The organism is Nitrospira sp. (assembly GCA_016873435.1).
Taxonomy (GTDB): domain Bacteria; phylum Nitrospirota; class Nitrospiria; order Nitrospirales; family Nitrospiraceae; genus VGXF01.
This window is the reverse complement of sequence record VGXF01000005.1, coordinates 32501-52742: the sequence shown is the minus strand read 5'-3', so window position 1 is coordinate 52742 and position 20242 is coordinate 32501. Positions and strand designations below refer to the sequence as shown.

14 protein-coding genes, 2 tRNA genes and 2 rRNA genes (1 of these 18 only partly in view) are annotated in these 20242 nt (G+C 59.5%); 11 read left to right on the top strand and 7 right to left on the bottom strand.

Annotation, left to right across the window (positions count from 1 at the left end):
* Positions 1 to 29: 29 nt before the first annotated feature.
* From lpxD to FJ248_04605, 4 genes are read right to left on the bottom strand one after another with little or no spacing between them, the layout of a single operon-like run.
* On the bottom strand, positions 30 to 1115 hold the full coding sequence (lpxD, locus tag FJ248_04620) for a UDP-3-O-(3-hydroxymyristoyl)glucosamine N-acyltransferase (protein ID MBM4120165.1): 1086 nt from the start codon (positions 1113 to 1115) through the stop codon (positions 30 to 32).
* Positions 1116 to 1153: 38 nt separating this feature from the next.
* Positions 1154 to 1435, bottom strand: a complete 282-nt coding sequence (locus tag FJ248_04615; GenBank protein MBM4120164.1) for an acyl carrier protein — start codon at positions 1433 to 1435, stop codon at positions 1154 to 1156.
* Between the two features lie 44 nt (positions 1436 to 1479).
* Positions 1480 to 2571, bottom strand: a complete 1092-nt coding sequence (gene lptG, locus FJ248_04610) for an LPS export ABC transporter permease LptG (GenBank protein MBM4120163.1) — start codon at positions 2569 to 2571, stop codon at positions 1480 to 1482.
* A 4-nt stretch (positions 2572 to 2575) separates the two neighbouring features.
* Positions 2576 to 3766 (bottom strand): YjgP/YjgQ family permease, encoded by a 1191-nt coding sequence (locus FJ248_04605; protein ID MBM4120162.1) that lies wholly within the window; start codon positions 3764 to 3766, stop codon positions 2576 to 2578.
* 205 nt (positions 3767 to 3971) lie between these two features.
* On the opposite strand from FJ248_04605, the gene FJ248_04600 reads away from it, so the two are divergent.
* The gene (locus FJ248_04600; protein ID MBM4120161.1) at positions 3972 to 4181 is read left to right on the top strand and encodes a cold shock domain-containing protein; all 210 of its coding nucleotides are present in this window, start codon (positions 3972 to 3974) and stop codon (positions 4179 to 4181) included.
* 92 nt (positions 4182 to 4273) lie between these two features.
* Here FJ248_04600 and FJ248_04595 read toward each other — a convergent pair whose 3' ends face one another.
* Positions 4274 to 5230 (bottom strand): D-glycerate dehydrogenase, encoded by a 957-nt coding sequence (locus FJ248_04595; protein MBM4120160.1) that lies wholly within the window; start codon positions 5228 to 5230, stop codon positions 4274 to 4276.
* A 202-nt stretch (positions 5231 to 5432) separates the two neighbouring features.
* Between FJ248_04595 and FJ248_04590 the strand changes: the two genes are divergently transcribed.
* The 6 genes from FJ248_04590 to FJ248_04565 all read left to right on the top strand — a co-directional run bounded on the left by FJ248_04590 (position 5433) and on the right by FJ248_04565 (position 15485).
* Positions 5433 to 8384 (top strand): hypothetical protein, encoded by a 2952-nt coding sequence (locus FJ248_04590; GenBank protein MBM4120159.1) that lies wholly within the window; start codon positions 5433 to 5435, stop codon positions 8382 to 8384.
* A gap of 14 nt (positions 8385 to 8398) precedes the next feature.
* Positions 8399 to 9868, top strand: coding sequence for an IMP dehydrogenase (gene guaB, locus FJ248_04585; protein MBM4120158.1), 1470 nt, complete (start codon positions 8399 to 8401; stop codon positions 9866 to 9868).
* Positions 9869 to 9960: 92 nt separating this feature from the next.
* Positions 9961 to 11517 (top strand): glutamine-hydrolyzing GMP synthase, encoded by a 1557-nt coding sequence (gene guaA / locus FJ248_04580; GenBank protein ID MBM4120157.1) that lies wholly within the window; start codon positions 9961 to 9963, stop codon positions 11515 to 11517.
* A gap of 70 nt (positions 11518 to 11587) precedes the next feature.
* The gene (locus FJ248_04575) at positions 11588 to 12406 is read left to right on the top strand and encodes an rRNA pseudouridine synthase (protein ID MBM4120156.1); all 819 of its coding nucleotides are present in this window, start codon (positions 11588 to 11590) and stop codon (positions 12404 to 12406) included.
* A complete protein-coding gene (aspS, locus tag FJ248_04570; GenBank protein MBM4120155.1) occupies positions 12403 to 14166 on the top strand; it encodes an aspartate--tRNA ligase in 1764 nt (587 codons plus the stop codon). Before FJ248_04575 ends, aspS begins: the two co-directional genes overlap by 4 nt.
* Positions 14085 to 15485, top strand: coding sequence for an NAD(P)/FAD-dependent oxidoreductase (locus FJ248_04565; protein ID MBM4120154.1), 1401 nt, complete (start codon positions 14085 to 14087; stop codon positions 15483 to 15485). The genes aspS and FJ248_04565 overlap by 82 nt, the downstream gene beginning before the upstream one ends.
* 395 nt (positions 15486 to 15880) lie before the next feature.
* On the opposite strand, the gene FJ248_04560 is transcribed toward FJ248_04565, so the two are convergent.
* On the bottom strand, positions 15881 to 16906 hold the full coding sequence (locus tag FJ248_04560) for a serine protease (GenBank protein ID MBM4120153.1): 1026 nt from the start codon (positions 16904 to 16906) through the stop codon (positions 15881 to 15883).
* Positions 16907 to 16912: 6 nt separating this feature from the next.
* Positions 16913 to 17920, bottom strand: a complete 1008-nt coding sequence (locus FJ248_04555) for an oxidoreductase (GenBank protein ID MBM4120152.1) — start codon at positions 17918 to 17920, stop codon at positions 16913 to 16915.
* Positions 17921 to 18192: 272 nt separating this feature from the next.
* Here FJ248_04555 and FJ248_04550 point away from each other — a divergent pair.
* The 4 genes from FJ248_04550 to FJ248_04535 all read left to right on the top strand — a co-directional run.
* A 16S ribosomal RNA gene (locus FJ248_04550) occupies positions 18193 to 19727 on the top strand.
* 140 nt (positions 19728 to 19867) lie between these two features.
* A tRNA-Ile gene (locus tag FJ248_04545) sits at positions 19868 to 19944 on the top strand.
* 53 nt (positions 19945 to 19997) lie between these two features.
* Positions 19998 to 20073 (top strand) — tRNA-Ala (locus tag FJ248_04540).
* A 104-nt stretch (positions 20074 to 20177) separates the two neighbouring features.
* A 23S ribosomal RNA gene (locus tag FJ248_04535) occupies positions 20178 to 20242 on the top strand (it continues 2958 nt past the right edge of the window).
* The 16S and 23S rRNA genes sit together here with 2 tRNA genes alongside, the layout of an rRNA operon.

Below are 20242 nucleotides of genomic sequence, written 5' to 3'. Positions count from 1 at the left end.
TATGACGCAGGCAGTGTCTGGAGCGGAGCCTACAGTGTTCTTTTGTTTCTTGCCCGTGGACTTCCCTTAGCGGCGCGCGATTCCAGTTCTGTCACGCGGTGCAGCAGGTCGCGGACCTGTTGACGCAATTCCGGCAAGCGCGAGACGACCGCTTGGGCCTTGATCGAGATCGCGTGTGGGATTGCCGGGGTGCCGGAGACGATCTGGTTGCCGGCCAGGCTGCGATTGACACCTGATCGTGCCGCAATCTGCACCCGGTCGCCCACCTCGATGTGGTCAGCGAGGCCGGCCTGTCCACCCACAATCACGTGAGAGCCCAGCATCGTGCTGCCCGCGATACCCACCTGTGCGACCAGGATATTGTGTTCACCCACAGTCACGTTGTGCGCGATCTGCACGAGGTTGTCCACCTTTGTGCCCCGCTTGACCACGGTTTTGCCGAAGGCGGCCCGGTCGACAGCGACGTTGGCACCGAGTTCGACGTCGTCTTCGATGAGGACGGTACCGATCTGTGGGATTTTGTGATGGCGACCCTGCTCCTGTACATAGCCGAATCCGTCGCTGCCGATCACGGTGCCGCTGTGGATGACCACGCGCCGACCGATTTCGCAGCGCTCGCGGATGGTGACGTTGGGGTAGAGAAGGCAATCGTCGCCGAGCACCGAGTCGTCACCAATGAAGACCCCGGGGTAGAGCGTGACGCGGGCGCCGATCTTCACGCGGTCTCCCAGCGTCACGAACGGCCAGATGGACACGTCGGGGCCGATCTGGACGTCGGCGCCTTGCGCGATAGGCTGCGCGATGCCGCTGGGCTTGTAGGGCGTCATGAAAAACTGCTGGGTGAGTTGCGCGAGGGCATATTTGGGGTTGGCCACCACCAGCTGAGGCCGGGACAGGTCTGCAAATGGACGCGGAACGACGAAGGCCGCCGCCCGTGAGGCGCACGCGGCTTTGACGAATCGGTCGTGCTCGACAAAGGACAGATCGCCCGGCTGGGCCAGTTCCAGACTGGAGACGCCGGTGAGGACGGTGTCGGCTTTGCCATGCACCTGTGCGCTCACCGCGCGTGCCAATTCGTTCAACGTGACGGACTGAGGTGAGGGGCGGGTAGTCATGTCGGTGTCACCCTTTCGTCTTTTTGGCCGCGACGCGCTTAGCAGGTGTCTTGGCTGGCGCGGGAGCCGGGGCTGAAACGGAAGCCCGTTTTCCGAGCTGGTGCCCCACGTAGGCTATCACAATCAGACGCTCGTGCTCGCTGCGGGAGGTTCTGGTTGGGAATCTGCAGGTCGCAGGCGTCCTCTATTGTATCAAGCAGTTCGATCGTGGGCATGGAATCCAGGCCCAGATCATCCCGCAGCGCATGGCGCAAATCGCTGGTCGCAGGGGGCCGCTTTAAGTAGACGCCCAGCCCCGCGATGACGACCCGCTGGTTCATGGCCTATCCGTTACACGACGCAATGTTGTTCGTCAATAAGGCAATCACTGTCGGACTTGGAGGAACAGCGCCGATCCAAACGAGACGAACAGCAGGTTGGCCAGCCAGCCGGCCAGCACTGGCGTCAGTGCACCGCTGTGTCCCAGCGCAATAGCCACCGAATGGGTGGACCAGTAGAGAAATCCGATGACGAGCGCGAGGCCGATGCCCACGGCCATGCCTCGACCGCGGGCCCCGATCTGCCGCAGGCTCAGGGCGACGCCAACGATGGCCATGACGACGCTGACAAAAGGAAAGGCAATTCGTCCGTAATAGTCGGTTAGAAACCGGGCGACGTTATAGCCATCCTTACGCAGGCGGTTTGTGTAGGCGTGGAGGTCTGCCAGCGTCATTTCCTCCGTCTCGGTCGAAAGCCAGGCGCTGAAATCATCCGGTGTTTGCGAAAGGGGCAGCGGTGCGCGTTCAAACGGGTCGAGCCGCACGGTGCCGTCGGGGAGCAGGTACCGATGTACGCCGTCCTGCAGCGCCCAGCCCTGCGTCGTGTAGTGCGCGCTGGCAGACTCCGTCATCCGAACCAACCGGAAATCTTCTCCCAGTTGATAGAGCGTAATACCGTGCAGCGTGAAGCCGTCCGGCGCGACCACGTCAAAGTTCATGAGCGTCCGCTCGCCGATCTGAATCCAGGACCGGTCGGTCGTCACGGCCAGGGCGCCCGGCTTCTTTTCAATTTTCACGGTCTTGACATATTCTGCCTGCGTCGTCGCGTAGGGGATGATCACGGCACTGCAAACAAAGAGCGCGATGGCGATGCTCAGGGAGAACAGGAGAAAGGGGGCGGCGATGCGTGCCAGGCTGATCCCGCAGCTCTGCATGGCCGTCACCTCCTTGTTGCGGGCGAAGACGCCCAGCGTCAGCAGCGTGGCCATCAGGACCGCCAGGGGGGCGATCTGGAAAAAGATTCCTGGCGTGCGCAGGGCAAAATATTCCGCCATGGTGGCCAGATCCACGTCATAGCGGATGAATTTGCGGACCTTCTCAAAAAAGTCAATGACCAGATAGACGGTCATGAGCCCGGACAGGCACATCACGAAGACCTTGGCCACCTCGCGCAGCATGTAGCGGAACAGAATGGTCATGGCGTCACTGGCGGTTCATCCGTTGGAAGAGGACGATCGTGGCGGTGAGGAACAGGAGATTGGGCAGCCAGGCGCCGGCGAAAGGCGGCAGCACTAGCGTCGTGACGAAAAACTCGCAGAGCACGTTCAGAACGTAGTAAACGATGATGATGCCGACGCCCACCGCGAAGCCGCCAATTCGACCCGATCGTTTGGAGACGATGCCGACTGGTACGCCCAGCAGACCGAGAATCAGCGCGGCGGTGGGGAAGGCCAGATCCTTGTAGGACTCCATCAGCTGACGCCGCGCGCCGGTGTCCTGCCAGTTCGTCTGCTCCAGTTTGCTCAGGATGGCGTCCCGCGTCGGGCGTTCGTCGACAGCGGCGTACATGCTCTGATCGAGGTTGAGTTTTAAATCGTAAGTGGCGAAGGTGATCTGGTGGTACTGCTCAAGGTCGTGGGGGCGCGTGTGCACGGTGCCGTTCAGGAGACGCAGGCCCGCTTGATTGCTGTCGGGGTCATTGAGCAGCGCGTAATCGTTGGCGACAATCACCCGGCTGTCGGCAGGACTGCGTTCGTCTGCGATGAAAATGGCGCGCGGGAAGGGACCCCGGCGACTGTCCGAGACGTAGATAACCATGTGCGGGACCGGCTCATTGAAAGCGCCCTTGTCGAGCGCAAGCGTCAGTTTGTCGCGCAGGAGGTTCATGGCAAGTTTTTTGATCGACACGCTCGTCCATGGCTGTCCCCACTGGGATAGGACAAGGGTAAATCCGAAGACTAGGCAGGCAAACACCAGCACCGGCCGGGACAGTCGGAGCAGGCTCAGACCGGCGGCGCGCATGGCGATCAGTTCCTTGTCGAACGACAGCCGCCCAAAGGCCGTGATCGAAGCGATGATGCCAGCGATCGGCAGCGTCAAGACTAAAAAAGACGGCAGCAGGTGGAGGAAGACCTTGATCACGGCGCCCAGTCCCACTCCCTTGGACACCAGCAGTTCCACCAGCCGTAGTAACTCCTTGGTCAGCATGACAAAGCAGAGCGCGCTGAGGCTGATCAGGAAGGGTGTCAGTAGCTCAGCGAAGATGTAGCGGTCAAGGATCTTGCGCACCATCACTCCGAATTTTTTCGTATACTCGACGAAAATATAGCGGATTTCCAATGACTTGTAAACGAATCGCTGCTGTGAGGAAAGGGGGGGTAAGTCATTTCGCACGGGAAGTCTCCCTCAAAGAAGCCTTGACACCCTTAGGCGCCTATGTTACATGCAGCCCCGGTTTTGGTTAGTCTCAGGATGCCCATGCAGGCAATGAGCGTGTTGCAAGCGCCGCAGGAGGAAGGGACCTTCTGCGGTATTTTTTTGCCCGGCCGCTGAGTATCAGCAGCGGGCCGAGCCTACTGCTTTAGAAAAGGAGGAGCACGTGAGGAGTAAAGGGACCGTCAAGTGGTTCAACGATCGCAAGGGGTTTGGTTTTATACGGCTCGAAAACGGAGAGGACGTGTTCGTTCACTATTCCGCGCTCTCGGGGGAGGGGTTTAAGTCGTTGAAGGAAGGCGAGAACGTCGAATTTGACATTGTTCAGGGCGCCAAGGGCCCGCAAGCGTCCAACGTGCTGAAAATGTCCGCCTAGCTCACCCCGCACGGTGGGCCGTCTAGTCACAGGGCTTCCAGCAACAGCTGGAGGCCCTGTCTAATTTAGGCGCGGGTGTGCGAGCAGCTCTTTTAGGCCACTCGATTTGGCGCCGGCTTTCCTTCAAGAATTGCCAGTACGTTCTCCACGCACATGAGCCCCATGCGGACACGCGTTTCGGTCGTTGCCGAGCCTAGGTGCGGCAAGAGGGTGACGTTTGGAAGTTCCCGCAGACCCGAGGCAAGCTCCGGTTCCTTCTCATAGACATCTAATCCCGCGCCGGCCAGTTTCCCTTCGCGCAAAACCTTCACCAGGGCTGTTTCGTCCACGACCGGCCCACGCGCAGCGTTGATCAGAAACGCGGTCGGCTTCATGAGCCGAAGCGCAGCTTCGTTGATCATATGCATTGTCTCGGGGGTCAGTGGGATGTGAAGACTCAGAAAATCAGATTGGCGCAGTAATTCCTCGAATGATACCCGCTGCCATGCGGACTGCCCGTTTGCCAGCGGACGGGCGCTCCGGTTCCAGTAGAGGACGTTCATGGCAAAGCCGGCGGCGCGGTGGGCGACGGCCTGACCAATGCGTCCCATGCCGATAATGCCGAGCGTCTTGCCGCAGAGATCCACGCCCAGTAGTTGCGTCGGTGACCAGCCCGCCCACTGGTTTTGTCGGACAAGCCGATCGCCCTCAACGACGCGACGTGCCACGGCGAGAATCAGCGTCCAGGTGATGTCGGCGGTGGCGTTGGTCAGCACATCCGGTGTGTTGGTGATGACGATGCCACGCTGCCGGGCCGCTTCGATATCAATATTGTTGTAGCCGACGGCGTAGTTGGCGATAACGCGTAAGGAGGGGGCGGCGGCCAGAACAGTTGCGTCCATCCGTTCGTTCAGCGTGCAGATGGCTGCCTGCGCGTCACGGATGCCGGCGATGATGTCTTTTTGCGTCGGCGGATGGTCGAGCGGAGGAACGGTCAGGGCGAAATGTGTCTGGATGGCCGCCATGACCGGAACGGGTAGCGGTCGGGCAAGATAGAGAGGGTATGTCATGAGGGGGGCATCTTAGCGAAATTACAGGCGGGGCGAAAGGACTCATGCTGATGCCTCGACGTACTCAGCATCACTCCTGAGCCCAGTCCAAAGATTGACTTGCCGAAGGAGCGTTTGTTAGATTGCTCCATTCATCGTAAATACTTGAAACATCCGGCAGTATTGGACTTTTTCGCTGTCGGGATTCGAGGGGGTCAGACTCATGCATTTTGACGAACAGGATCCACAGCACCGGGTAAAGCTTTTCGCGCAGGGCCACACCGACGAGTGGGGCGCTGGCGAGACCACTTCTGACGAACAACTGCCACCCGCGCCGGCCCATGTGCAAGCCAAGCCCGGCAACGGCCGGATCACCATCACGTGGGATTCTGTGCCGGAGGCGATGTATTACAACCTCTATTTCCTCACTACCAAGGGTGTCCAGATCAAGCCGTCCGAGTTGACGCGTCCCATTGCGAGTCCGGACGACTTCAAGCTGGTCATTGGCGTGAAAAAGGAAAAAGGGAACTGCATTGAGGGTGCAACGTCGCCCTATGTGCACGACGATCTGGCAAATAGCTCGTGCTATCACTATGTGGTGACGGTGGTCACGCCGCAAGGCGAAAGTCCTGAATCTGCCGAAGTGATGGCCGTGCCGGCGCCCTATCTGGTCACGCAGGTGATCGGGACAGAGGGCGTGGACGACGGGGAATTCAAGTCGCCCACTGGCATTGCGCTCGGCAAGGACGGCGCCCTCTACGTGGCGGATACCGACAGCCATTCCATCCAGAAATTCGATAAGGACGGCACGTTCATCGCACGTTGGGGCGGGGACCCTGGTTCGGCGGAGGGGCAGTTCTATTATCCGCGCGGGCTGGCCATTGGACCTGAGGGCGAGGTCTATGTCGCGGACAGCGGCAACAACCGGATTCAGAAGTTCGATGCGGACGGCAATTCACTACGCGCCTGGGGCAAGTTCGGGTTCGCGTGGAAGGGCGCCGACATGGGCAAGTTCGACGTGCCCTGGGGCGTGGCCACGGACCACGAGGGCAATCTGTACGTCTCGGACACGAGCAACGCCCGCGTGCAGAAATTCAAATCTGACGGGTCGCCGCTGCTCAAGTGGGGGCGTGACGGCAGTTACGACGGCGCGTTTTTCTTCCCGCGCGGTGTGGCGGTGGATTTCGTCGGCAGCATCTATATTGCCGATGAGAGCAACAACCGGATCCAGAAGTTCGATGCGCGCGGCAGCTTTCTTGCCAAGTGGGGCAAGGAAGGCGCCGGGCCCGGCCAGTTCAAGTCCCCGTGGGGCGTGGCTTGCGACAAGCTGGGCAACGTGTATGTGGTGGACAGCGGCAACCATCGAGTCCAGAAATTTGACGGGAGCGGTACCTTCATTTGTTCATGGGGTAATCGCGGCGTAGCGGACGCACAGCTGAACTACCCCTGCGGCATTGCGGTCGATGCCGAGGGCATTGTCTACGTCGTGGACAGCGGCAACAATCGGATTATCAAGTACGCGCCAACGGAAGAGGAACTCAATCGCCTGTCGCAGAAACCGGCACAGGATGCGTCCGGTATGCCGGCGCCGCGCAGCCTAGTTGCCAGGACGGGTGACACAGAGGCGACGCTGAGCTGGATGAATGTGCCGGGCGCCTCTTCCTACAACCTGTACTTTCATACTGCGCCGGGCGTAACGGCCCAGACGGGCACGAAGGTCGAAGGCGTCTCCAGCCCCTTCGTTCATACTGGCCTGACGAACGACCAGCCCTACTACTATGCGCTGAGCGCGGTGCTGGAGGATGGTGGCGAAAGCTCGCTCTCGGAGGAAGTCACGGTCACGCCAGTGCTGATCGACATCACGGCGCCACAGAATCCCTTCGTGGTCATCAATCACGGTGCCTTCATGACCAACACGCCCGATACGGTTCTGACTATTTCGGCCAACGACATGGACACGGGGGTGTCGGCCTATTACATCGCTGAAAATCCGATGGCGCCCTCGGCGACCCAACCGGGCTGGGTGGACGTGGAGCCGGCCACCAAGTTCGGTGCGACGATTCCCTGCACGCTCTCGCCGGGCGACGGCCAGAAGACTCTCTTTGTCTGGTTCAAGGACGTCGGTAACAACATCTCCGTACCGGCTAGCGCCAGCATTTTGGTCAACACCTCTGGGTATCTCTGCGTCAGTAAGTGGGGCAAGCCGGGGCGCGGCGCCTCACTGCTGCACGGCGGCGAGTTCGCGGCGCCGCTCTATGGTATGGCGATCGACCAGCAGGGCTCTCTATTCGTCGTGGACAACGGCAACAACCGTGTGCAGAAGTTCGACAATGCCGGGAACTTCATCATTCTGTGGGGCAGCTTCGGCTCGGCCAACGCCAACTTCCACAATCCGACCGGTATCGCCTGCGACGCGAAGGGCGACGTCTACGTGGTGGATACCAACAATCACCGCGTGCAGAAGTTTGACGGGAAGCTCGGCGGCTATCTGATGAAATTCGGCTCGCGCGGCAACGGCGAAGGGCAATTCAGCTCCCCGTGGGGCATCGCCGTCGACCGGGTGCGCGGCTACATCTACGTTGTGGACAGCGCCAACTTCCGCGTCCAGAAGTTCGATCCGATGGGGGAGTTCATTATGCAGTGGGGCAGCTTCGGGACGAACGACGGGCAGTTCTATTTTCCGCGCGGCGTGGCCGTGGATCCGGCCGACGGCGCGGTTTATGTAGTGGACATGGGCAACCACCGCATCCAGAAATTCGACACGAGCACGAACGTGCTGCCGCAGTTATTGACCAAGTTCGGCGGTGGGCTCGGGCCGGGCCACGCCAGCGACCCGCGGGCGCAGGAGCCGGGGCAGTTCCGGTCACCGTGGGGCATCGTAGTGGACGGGCAGGGCGATGTGTTTGTCAGCGACACCGGCAACCAGCGCATCCAGAAGTTCGACCGTGAGGGCAACTTCATCACGCAGTGGGGTGGGTTTGGCAACGGGGGCGGGCAGTTCAATTTTCCGTACGGCGTCGCCCTGGACGCGAAGGGCAGCGTATTCGTCGTAGATAGCGCCAACGCCCGCGTCCAGCAGTTTATGCCGTCTGAAGAAGGTGGTGAGCGGCTGAAAGAGGAGGCCGACGCAGCGACCGAATTGTCCAGTCAGTCGGCAGACGCGCAACGGGCTTAAACTGAGGGAGCGCCATGTTGGAGAAAGATAATCTCCGGGTCGGGCTCACCTACGACGATGTCATCCTCGTGCCGGCCAAGTCCGAAGTCCTGCCGGGCGAGGTGGACACAAGCACGCGCGTCTCGCGCAACGTCACCGTGAACATTCCAATCGTCAGTGCGGCCATGGATACCGTAACGGAAGCGCGGCTGGCCATCGGCCTTGCCCGGGAGGGCGGCCTCGGCATCCTGCACCGCCTACTCTCGCCGGAAGATCAAGCCATCGAGGTGGACAAGGTCAAAAAGTCTGAGAGCGGAATGATCATGGACCCCATCACGATCGGACCGGATGCCACCATCCGTGAGGCGCACCAGCTGATGGCCAAGTACCGCATCTCTGGTATTCCCGTGACCAAGGGCGAAAAGCTGGTCGGCATTTTGACCAATCGCGATCTGCGGTTCGAGAGCCGAATGGAGTTAAAAGTCTCGCAGGCGATGACCAAGGACAAGCTGGTCACGGCGCCAGAAGGCACGAGCCTCGAAAAAGCGCGCGAGATCATGCACGAGCACCGGATCGAGAAGCTCCTTGTCGTGAACAAGAAATTCGAACTCAAGGGTCTGATCACAATCAAGGATATCGAGAAACGCATCAAGTATCCCAACGCCTGCAAGGACAAGCACGGGCGCCTGCGGGTGGGCGCGGCCATCGGGGTTGGGCCCGATACAGAGCGCCGGCTTGACCTACTCGTGAAGATGGGCGTGGACCTCGTGGCAGTGGATACGGCGCACGGCCATTCCAAGAGCGTGCTTGAAACCGTCAGAATGGTGAAGAAGAAATGTCCGCAATTGGACGTGATCGCCGGCAATATTGCAACGGCGGAGGCGGCAAAGGATCTGCTCAAGGCGGGCGTGGACGCGGTGAAGGTCGGCGTGGGGCCCGGCTCCATCTGCACGACGCGGATCGTCTCCGGTGCCGGGATGCCGCAACTGACAGCTATTTCTGACTGCGCCGCGGCGCTGGTTGGCACTGGCGTGCCGATCGTGGCTGATGGCGGGATCAAATATTCTGGCGATGTGACCAAGGCGCTGGCAGCGGGCGCGTCGGCAGTGATGATCGGCGGCATTCTGGCCGGCACTGAGGAATCGCCTGGGGAAACGGTGCTATTTCAGGGGCGAACCTACAAGGTCTATCGCGGCATGGGTTCGCTCGGTGCCATGGAGAAGGGCGGGCGGGATCGCTACTTCCAAGCCGGCCGCCCGGAAGCCAAGCTGGTGCCGGAGGGTATCGAAGGGCGGGTGCCGTACAAGGGCACGCTGGCTGGTGTGATCTATCAATTGGTCGGTGGCGTTCGGTCCGGCATGGGCTACTGCGGATGCCGGACGATCCCCGAGCTGCAGAAGAACGCGCGGTTCATCCGGCAGACGCTGGCCGGCCTGCGCGAGAGCCACGTGCACGACGTCATCATCACCAAAGAGGCGCCCAACTACCGCGCCGATGCGGAGTGACCTTGCGTGAAGTGTATCTCGTGAAGCGGATCTCATGCTTCGGATGTTCTGTCTAGACGAACGACGCGTCACGCTTCACGAACGACGGGTTCATGGAACTCTGGCACGATAGAATCCTGATCCTCGACTTTGGGTCGCAGTACACCCAGCTCATTGCCCGCCGCATCCGCGAGTCCCACGTCTATTCGCAGATTCTGCCCTGCACGGCCTCGTTGGCGACCATCCTGGCCCATCGTCCCAAGGGGATCGTTTTGTCCGGCGGGCCGGCCAGCGTCTACGAGCGCAAAGCTCCGACAGTACCGAAGCACTTGTTCGAGCAGGGCCTCCCAGTGCTGGGGATCTGCTACGGGATGCAGCTCATGACGCATCTGCTTGGTGGTGAAGTGGCGAAGGCCACGCACCGGGAATTCGGCCGCGCTGACCTGTTGATCGACGACGATTCGGATCTGTTCAAGGGGGTGGGTGAGCACCGGTCCACGACGGTCTGGATGTCACACGGAGACCGGATCGAGCGGACGCCCGATGGATTCAAATCCATCGCTCACACGGACAATTCGCCGGTGGCAGCGATGAAACTGGTGAATGATCACCGGAAGTTCTACTGCCTGCAGTTTCATCCGGAAGTAGCGCACACGGTCGGCGGCTTCCGTATTCTGCAGAATTTCGTTCATACTATCTGCGGCTGCAAGCCGACTTGGACGATGAGTTCCTATGTGGATACGGCCGTGGCGCAGATCCGCGAGACGGTCGGCAAGCGTAAGGTCATCTGTGCGCTCAGTGGCGGTGTAGATTCGTCCGTGGCAGCGGTGTTGGCGCATCGAGCCATCGGTAAACAGCTGACCTGCATTTTTGTAGACAACGGCGTGCTGCGGCAGGGCGAGGGGGCACAGGTGCGCAAAGCCTTCGCGTCCACACTCAAGCTGAATCTGCATTTTTTGGATCGGTCGGCGGAATTCCTGCGCGCACTGAAAGGTGTGGCGGATCCAGAGCGGAAGCGCAAGATCATCGGCCGGCTATTCATCGAGAACTTTGAGAAGGAAGCGCGCCGGCTTGGGAAGGAAGAATTTCTTGTCCAGGGGACGCTTTATCCAGACGTGATCGAGAGTGTGAGCTTCAAGGGGCCGTCGGCCACGATCAAAACGCACCATAATGTCGGCGGTCTGCCGACGAAGATGAAGCTCAAGCTGATCGAACCGCTACGGGAGCTCTTCAAGGACGAGGTGCGGGGGCTGGGCAAGGAGCTGGGCCTGCCGGATGACATTATCTGGCGGCAGCCGTTTCCGGGGCCTGGCTTGGCGATCCGTGTGCTGGGGCCGGTGACCAGGGAACGTCTGGACATCCTGAAAGCGGCGGAAGCCATCGTGGCCCACGAAATCAAACAGGCGGGGCTCTATCGGGAAATCTGGCAGGCTTTCGCGGTGCTGTTGCCGATCCGGACCGTCGGTGTCATGGGCGACCAGCGGACCTATGAGCACGTCATCGCGATTCGCGCGGTGACGAGTCTGGACGGCATGACGGCGGATTGGGCCCGGCTGCCCCCTGAATTGCTCGGTACCATTTCAAACCGCATTATCAACGAAGTACGCGGCGTCAACCGGGTGGTCTACGACGTCAGCTCCAAGCCGCCGAGTACAATTGAGTGGGAGTAGGACGCTATGCGTCACGCGTCAAGCCTGAGAAGGCAGTCTCTTCTCGGTTGACGAATGACGATTGACGGATATGGACATTCGATTGCAAAAGGTGATTGCTGATTCCGGTGTCGCTTCCCGCCGCAAGGCGGAGGAGCTGATCGCGCAGGGGCGCGTGACGGTCAACGGGGCGGTCGTGTGCGAGATGGGCGTGAAGATCAATCCAGAGCGTGATCACGTCAAGGTCGACGGGCGCCACATCAAGCCGGCACCTCCGCAGACCTTTATCATGCTGAACAAGCCAAAAAACATCATGTCCACGATGAGCGATCCGGGCGGGCGGTCGACCGTTGCCGATCTGCTGGGCGGAATCCGGATGCGTGTCTTTCCGGTGGGCCGGCTCGATTTCGACAGCGAAGGGCTCATGCTGCTGACCAACGACGGCGACATTGCGCAGGCGTTGCTGCATCCGCGTCATCACGTACCGAAGACCTATCTCATTAAGGTCAAGGGCATGCTGGATGCGGAGGACATTCAGGCGCTTGAAAAGGGCGTCATGCTCGATGACGGGAAAACTGCGCCGGCCGTCGTCAAGAAAGTCGGCAAGGCAGTCGAGAATTCGTGGCTGGAGATCACGATTTACGAGGGGCGAAAACATCAGGTGAAGCGCATGCTCGAGGCCATTGGACATCCGGTGTGGAAATTGAAGCGGATGAAGTTCGGACCGCTCGTATTGGGTGATTTGCCGATCGGACAGTACCGTTACCTGACCGATCGGGAGGCCAATGCCCTGCGCGAACTGGTGCAGGAACGGCAGGGGGCTCTGTCTGGTGACGCGAGTGGATCGCGGCGCAAGCGTCCTCGCTCGCGGGCCGGCTGGGCGCGCCCGTCTAAGCGGGTGTCGGCATGATGATTCGGACACATACGTGCGGAGAATTGACGGCGGCCCAAGCGGGCCAGACCGTCGTGTTGAACGGATGGGTCCATGCCCGGCGCGACCACGGCAGCGTGATTTTTCTCGACATCCGTGACCGGTATGGACTGACGCAGATCGTCTTCAACCCTGAATTCAACAAGGCGACGCATGCTAAGGCGCACGGGTTGCGGAGCGAGTTCGTTGTGGCTGTCAAAGGCACGGTCTCGAAGCGTCCAACCGGGTCGGAAAACCCCAATCTCACCACCGGCGCCATTGAGGTGTTGATTCAGGAGCTAGAGATTCTCAACGAGGCCACCACGCCGCCGTTCATGGTGGACGACACGGCGGAAATCACGGAGGCCTTGCGGCTCAAACATCGCTACCTCGATCTGCGCCGTCCCCGGATGCAGCGCTTGCTGGCTCTGCGTCATCAGGTGACGCACCAGGCCAGAGCTTTCCTTGACGCGAATAAATTTCTGGAAGTTGAAACGCCAATGCTCACGAAGAGCACGCCGGAGGGGGCGCGGGATTATTTGGTCCCCAGCCGTGTGAATCCTGGAAGTTTCTACGCGCTGCCGCAGTCGCCGCAGCTCTTCAAGCAGATTCTTATGGTCAGCGGGGCGGACCGCTATTATCAGGTAGCCCGGTGTTTCCGCGATGAGGACTTGCGTAACGACCGGCAGCCGGAGTTCACGCAAATTGACATCGAAATGTCCTTTGTGGACCGCGAGCAGATCATGGTGTTGATGGAGCGCATGATCAGTGAGATGTTTCAAAAAGCCGGCGGCATCGAACTCCAGACGCCGTTTCCGAGGCTGTCCTATGCTGAGGCGATGGGTCGCTATGGGTCAGACAAGCCGGACTTACGGTTTGGTCTGCCGCTGTATGATGTCAGCCCCTTTGCTGCAACAACGGAGTTCAAAGTTTTTAAGGAGGCGGTGGCTAGTGGCGGGGTCGTCAAGGCGCTGATCGTGCCAGGCGGAGGAGCCCTTTCACGGACACGGATTGACGCGCTCGGTGAAACGGCCAAGAGCTTCGGTGCTAAGGGGCTAGCCTGGGCCAAAGTCTCTGGAGAAGGGCAGCTGGAGTCGGTCATTGCCAAATTTCTCGATGCCAAGGCGCTACTGGCCGTGCTGTCCGATGCCAAAGTTGGCGATCTGCTGCTCTTTGGGGCCGATCGGCCGAAGGTTGTGCACGAGGTGCTTGGCCGGATCCGCCTCATGCTCGGCGAGGAGCTCAGCTTAATCGACAAAAATGCCTGGAAACCGCTCTGGGTTATCGATTTTCCCATGCTGGATTACGATCCGGAAAGCAAACGCCATGTGGCGATGCACCATCCTTTCACGGCGCCGATGGACGAGGACGTGCCATTGCTCGACTCTGCTCCATTAAACGTCCGGGCCAAAGCGTACGACATGGTGCTCAACGGAAACGAAATCGGCGGTGGCAGCATCCGTATCCATCGTCGCGAGGTACAGAGCAAGGTCTTCGACCTGCTCGGAATTGGGAAAGACGAGGCCACGGCGAAGTTTGGATTCCTGCTCGACGCGCTGGAATACGGTGCTCCGCCACACGGTGGCATTGCGTTTGGATTAGACCGGCTGATTATGTTGATGGGAAACGCCGACTCCATCCGCGATGTGATCGCCTTTCCGAAGACCCAAAAGGCGCAATGCCCGCTCACCGAGGCGCCGTCTCCAGTGGATTCTGGCCAGCTTACGGAATTGCGCATCAAGCTGGACAAGATCGACTAGCCTGCCGTTTTCCGTTCCGTCTCGTGCGAGACTTGCTCGTGGTGCTGTCAACTGCCATGCCGGATGAATCTGTCGATATCGTGGTTGTAGGAGGGGGCGCCGCTGGCCTCGCGGCCGGGATTTTTGCAGCTGAACTGGCAAGGACACCATATCGCGTGAAAGTGCTTGACGGGGCTAAAAAGATTGGCGCAAAAATTTTAGTGTCCGGTGGTACCCGTTGCAATGTGACGCATGCGCAGGTCAGTGAGAAGGATTTCAATGGTACGCCGCACGTGGTCCGGCACATTCTGGCAGCATTTAGCGTCGCAGCGACACGGCGCTGGTTTGCGTCGCTGGGTGTCGAGTTAAAGCGCGAGGAGACTGGCAAGCTGTTTCCTGTGACCGACGAGGCTCGCACCGTGCTAGAGGCGCTGCTCGATCGCTGCAAGGAACTCGGCGTGGACATTCTCACGAATCGACGTGTTCGCGATGTGCAGGTGGTATCAAAAGACGGAAACGAGCCGGGCTTTGCCATCTGTCATGAGCAGGGAACTCTATCAGCTCGCAGAGTGATTCTAGCTACCGGCGGGCAGTCGCTTCCCAAAACCGGGAGCGACGGGCAGGGGTGGGCAATGGTCCGTCGCCTTGGCCATATGGTGACGCCGGTCCATCCGGCGCTGGTGCCACTTGTGTTGCCGCCAGCCATGTTTCATGCAGCGTTAGCGGGGTTGTCCCAAGAAGTGGAGTTAACAACAAAGATCAACGGTCGCGTGAGTGACCGGCGTCGCGGCAGTCTCTTGTGGACGCATTTCGGTATCAGTGGACCGGTCGTGATGGATGCTAGCCGGTTCTGGACTGGGGCCAAGCAAGGAGGGGCTGCAGTTGAGATGGGGTGCAATTTCTTCGTCGACATGAATCGCACAGAGGCAGATGGGTGGGTCAAGACAAAGATCGCTGAGTCGCCGCAGCGGTCGCTCGCCAAGCTAATCGCGTCGCGCATGCCGGACCGTTTTTCAGAGACGCTGTGCCGGCATCTGGGTCTTGATCCGGCTTGCCAAATTGGGCAGATGACGCGCGCGGAGCGCGAGGCGCTGGTGAAAGGCTTAACGGACTTACCGTTGCCGGTCGAGCGGGATCGTGGCTGGAACTATGCCGAGGTGACGGCCGGCGGTGTGCCGCTGGAGGACATCAACTTCCGCACGATGGAATCGCGCAAAATGCCTGGGCTTTATCTGGTGGGCGAGATGCTGGATTGTGACGGCCGGATCGGCGGATTTAATTTTCAGTGGGCCTGGGCCACCGGCCATTTGGCTGGACGCGCGGCAGCCCGCAGTCTCTGATCAGCTATTTGCGGCAGCCGGTCCGCCATTCCCACGGTGGAATTGTTTCATGTTTTTCGTTCGACCAGGCACCGCGTCTAACCTGGTTGGCTTCCTCCTAAGCCTGGACAACAGCAGACAGTGTTCCATCGATTTGGTCCAGGCCCGCTTAGATGAGCTCCATGACCAGAAGGCGATCCGTTTGAAACCGGACGGATCGAACAAGGGCATCCGTGGCAGCAAAGGTGTCGATCATGACGAGGCAGTTCTTGGCAAACGTGACCGTCAGTTTTTGCGCGTTCCCTCCAAGCGGTTGGTCCAGTGCCGGTACTTCCACGCAAGGATTGACGCAGGACTAGCCAACGCCATTTCCGTAAGCCACGTTGTTCGTCCGAAATTTGTTCCGGTCAGAGGGTTCATGCGCCTCCAAGAACGATAGACAGGGATAGCTTCTGGTCGCCGCGTTGGATGCTTAGTGTCACGGTCTGTCCAGGCAACGTCCGTTCCATCAGGTAGTTTTTGAGTTGTGCGGGGTCGGTGATATCCGTCCCGTTGATGGCCATCAGAAGGTCGCCTTTCTGTGCGCCGCCTTCTTTTGCCGGCCCACTGGCCTCGCCCACGCGCACGTGCCAGCGGGTGCCGATGCGAACCGGCGCCATCTGGATGCCCAGCCGCGAGAAGCCAGGCTGCCGGCCCTCCATCAAGGCCACGACAATTCGTTGAACTAGAGTAGCAGGGACGGAAAAGGCCAATTGGCTGCAGCGGTGGTCGGCCTGGCTCTGTTCGGTCTTGATGATGGCGTGCATGATACCGGCCAGGGTACCGTCTGACGTGAACAGCCCACCGCCGGAGTTGCCGCTGCAGGCTGCCAAATCTGATTGGAGTAGGCGCGTGTCGGTCGTAGGCAGAAAGACATTGGGATTGCCAATCCGGCCGTAGGTAATGGCTGGCCCCCAGCCAAGAGGGTAGCCGACGGTGAAGACCGGGTCGCCTGCGATAGCCTCGTGCGGTGCAAAACCAACTCCGGCTGGCAATTGCGCACGGTGGGCGTCGTCAACTTGATAGAGTGCGATGTCGAGGTAGGCGCTCCCGCCGACAAGCTGGGCGGTGAGTTCGGACAGATTGCCGGTTAGTACGACGATCTGCTGGGGCAATACGGTTTTGTTACCCGCATCCTTTTCTACGGCATGGCGGGCGGTGACGATATAGCCGTGCTGCAAATGGACGCCACTGCCGCGGACAGAGAGCTTGCTCTGGTAGCCGGCCTGCCGCTCCAAGGGCGTTTCGCTCAGAATCCCGACGGTTGCCCGTCTAGCATGCTCGATGGCCTGAGCCTGCTCATTGCCTGCTGATTCTGCATGCGCAGATAGGGCAGTTGTCAGGAGGACTGCGGTGACAAGCCTACCGACGCGGAGACCGCTGGACAACAGGAGGCAAGCCATCGGGCGTTAGACCTCCTGGATCTCGGAAACGATTGTGTGGTAGCCCGAGGCGCCGGCTGGCTGTGGGCGAACGATGTCGGCGATCTGGAGCTGGCCCGTGGTGTCCGTTGCGCGCACAACAACCACGTACTTGCCCGGTTTTGGCGGCTTCCAGCGGTAGTTCCAGATGACCCAGGATTTATTTGACAACGGAGGTTCGATCTCGGCCAGCTGCCAGGTTGTTCCGCCATCGAAGCTTAATTCAACCCTGCTGATACTGTTGGGGCCGCCGAAGGCCACGCCGCGGTAGGTCTGCTCTGGCCCTCGCAGTGGCTGGTAGTGGCCGGGGCTGTCAATGCGTGAGAAAATTTTAATCGTGCCATCGTCGGTCCAGCCACGTTGTTGCCAGTATCCCTTATAGTCACCGTTGTAAACCTCAAGCTCCGTGACCCATTTCACATTTTTGATCCCGTAGAGGCCGGGGACAATAAGGCGCAGGGGGAAGCCGTGCTCCTTGGGCAGTTTTTCGCCGTTCATGAGATAGGCCAGCATCACATCGTCTTGCATGGCGCGGGCAAAGGGGATGCTATCGTGGTAGCCATCGGCAGCGCGGAAGACGATGTCGCGAGCGGTTTCTTCATCCACGCCCACTTCGAGTAGTAGTTTTTTGAGCGAGATGCCCCGCCACTGCGCGGTGCCAAGGCTGTCGCCGCCCGGGAGGGTGTCGATGCATTCGAGCGTGACGATCTGATCAAAGGATTCTCGATTGAGGATGTCCCGCCAACCCAGCGAGATTTTCTGCTTCACCTCACCGGTGATGTGAAGGCGCCACTGCTCCTGATTCAAGTCATGTGAAAGGCTGAACGGAGAATTTGAATACTGGACGATGTAAAACTTATCGTTCGGCGTAAAATAGGTGGTGTCGCGTGGCGGAACGGCAAACATGCGGCCAAAGACGCCGCCCATGGCATCGCAGCCGGCCAGGCCGGCCAGTAATCCCAGGCTGCTTAATTTGAGGAAGGTCCGTCGAAACATCGTCTGATACCATTATGGGGTATCCCTCAACGCCCCTGCAAGCGAAGGGGGCTTTCACGGAGACCGGAGAACAGTGACCCCAGTTTCCGGGCAGGCAAATTCGCGCTTGACAACCAGCTACTAGAATAGTATCTTGCAAGGCTCCTTAACGGAAGTTGCAAGGCTTCCGTGGGGATAGCTTGTTCTTTGACAACTGAATAGAGCGAGAAGAATTTAGAGGTAAGGTGTATTGAAGTGGTGGCCCTTGGATCCAATTCAGAAGTAACTTTGATGAGAGTTTGATCCTGGCTCAGAACGAACGCTGGCGGCGCGCCTAATACATGCAAGTCGAACGAGAAGGTGTAGCAATACACTTGTACAGTGGCGAACGGGTGAGGAATGCATGGGTAACCTACCCTCGAGTGGGGAATAACCAGCCGAAAGGTTGGCTAATACCGCGTACGTTTCCGGGACTGCGGTTTCGGAAAGAAAGTCGCACCGTGGGTGCGGCGCTCAAGGATGGGCTCATGTCCTATCAGCTTGTTGGTGAGGTAATGGCTCACCAAGGCAACGACGGGTAGCTGGTCTGAGAGGACGATCAGCCACACTGGCACTGCGACACGGGCCAGACTCCTACGGGAGGCAGCAGTAAGGAATATTGCGCAATGGGCGAAAGCCTGACGCAGCGACGCCGCGTGGGGGATGAAGGTCTTCGGATTGTAAACCCCTTTTGGGAGGGAAAATGGGACGGGCAACCGTCCGGATGGTACCTCCAGAAAAAGCCACGGCTAACTTCGTGCCAGCAGCCGCGGTAATACGAAGGTGGCAAGCGTTGTTCGGATTTACTGGGCGTAAAGGGAGCGTAGGCGGTTTGGTAAGCCCTCCGTGAAATCTTCGGGCTCAACCCGGAAAGTTCAGAGGGGACTGCCAGGCTAGAGGACGGGAGAGGAGCGCGGAATTCCCGGTGTAGCGGTGAAATGCGTAGAGATCGGGAGGAAGGCCGGTGGCGAAGGCGGCGCTCTGGAACGTTTCTGACGCTGAGGCTCGAAAGCGTGGGGAGCAAACAGGATTAGATACCCTGGTAGTCCACGCCCTAAACGATGGACACTAAGTGTCGGCGGGTTACCGCCGGTGCCGCAGCTAACGCATTAAGTGTCCCGCCTGGGGAGTACGGCCGCAAGGTTGAAACTCAAAGGAATTGACGGGGGCCCGCACAAGCGGTGGAGCATGTGGTTCAATTCGACGCAACGCGAAGAACCTTACCCAGGCTGGACATGCAGGTAGTAGAAAGGTGAAAGCCTAACGAGGTAGCAATACCACCCTGCTCAGGTGCTGCATGGCTGTCGTCAGCTCGTGCCGTGAGGTGTTGGGTTAAGTCCCGCAACGAGCGCAACCCCTGCCTTTAGTTGCCACCGGGTCATGCCGGGCACTCTAAAGGGACTGCCCAGGATAACGGGGAGGAAGGTGGGGATGACGTCAAGTCAGCATGGCCTTTATGCCTGGGGCTACACACGTGCTACAATGGCCGGTACAAAGGGCTGCAAACCCGCAAGGGGGAGCCAATCCCAAAAAACCGGCCTCAGTTCAGATTGAGGTCTGCAACTCGACCTCATGAAGGCGGAATCGCTAGTAATCCCGGATCAGCACGCCGGGGTGAATACGTTCCCGGGCCTTGTACACACCGCCCGTCACACCACGAAAGTCCGCTGTACCAGAAGTCGCCGGAGCCAACCGCAAGGAGGCAGGCGCCCAAGGTATGGTTGATAATTGGGGTGAAGTCGTAACAAGGTAGCCGTAGGGGAACCTGCGGCTGGATCACCTCCTTTCTAAGGAGTCTTTTGACTCTGCAGAAAATCCGGATTTGAGGGCCACCTCTTCAGTACACCTTGGTTGACCGGACGATTCGAGGATGCGTAGTCTTTAAGGGCTGCGCGGTCGCAAGCACTGCGGTGCGGTTCTGGATCGGCTGGGCCTGTAGCTCAGTTGGTTAGAGCACGCGCTTGATAAGCGCGGGGTCGATAGTTCAACTCTATCCAGGCCCACCACCTGAGCGCACAGTCGAGCCGCAGCGTTCGCGATAAACCCCTCAATTTAGTTCGGGGCTGTAGCTCAGTTGGGAGAGCACCTGCTTTGCAAGCAGGGGGTCAGCGGTTCGATCCCGCTCAGCTCCACCAAGTCGTCTCGAAGATTTCTCGCTCTAAGCAGTTCCCGGCGCAAAATGCGCCGAGGTTGTTCTTTGAAAACTGAATAGGTCTCAAGCAAGACCATGTGTATCAGGAGCAAATGTGTTTGTTAAGCTACTAAGGGTGTACGGTGGATGCCTTGGCATCAGGAGGCGATGAA

Coding starts and splice junctions, on each gene's coding strand:
- lptG (MBM4120163.1), bottom strand. CDS start 2,571: ATGACCATTCTGTTCCGCTACATGCTGCGCGAGGTGGCCAAGGTCTTC.
- guaA (MBM4120157.1), top strand. CDS start 9,961: ATGGAACTCTGGCACGATAGAATCCTGATCCTCGACTTTGGGTCGCAG.
- FJ248_04565 (MBM4120154.1), top strand. CDS start 14,085: ATGCCCGCTCACCGAGGCGCCGTCTCCAGTGGATTCTGGCCAGCTTAC.
- lpxD (MBM4120165.1), bottom strand. CDS start 1,115: ATGACTACCCGCCCCTCACCTCAGTCCGTCACGTTGAACGAATTGGCA.
- FJ248_04590 (MBM4120159.1), top strand. CDS start 5,433: ATGCATTTTGACGAACAGGATCCACAGCACCGGGTAAAGCTTTTCGCG.
- guaB (MBM4120158.1), top strand. CDS start 8,399: ATGTTGGAGAAAGATAATCTCCGGGTCGGGCTCACCTACGACGATGTC.
- FJ248_04560 (MBM4120153.1), bottom strand. CDS start 16,906: ATGGCTTGCCTCCTGTTGTCCAGCGGTCTCCGCGTCGGTAGGCTTGTC.
- FJ248_04555 (MBM4120152.1), bottom strand. CDS start 17,920: ATGTTTCGACGGACCTTCCTCAAATTAAGCAGCCTGGGATTACTGGCC.
- FJ248_04615 (MBM4120164.1), bottom strand. CDS start 1,435: ATGAACCAGCGGGTCGTCATCGCGGGGCTGGGCGTCTACTTAAAGCGG.
- aspS (MBM4120155.1), top strand. CDS start 12,403: ATGATGATTCGGACACATACGTGCGGAGAATTGACGGCGGCCCAAGCG.
- FJ248_04595 (MBM4120160.1), bottom strand. CDS start 5,230: ATGACATACCCTCTCTATCTTGCCCGACCGCTACCCGTTCCGGTCATG.
- FJ248_04575 (MBM4120156.1), top strand. CDS start 11,588: ATGGACATTCGATTGCAAAAGGTGATTGCTGATTCCGGTGTCGCTTCC.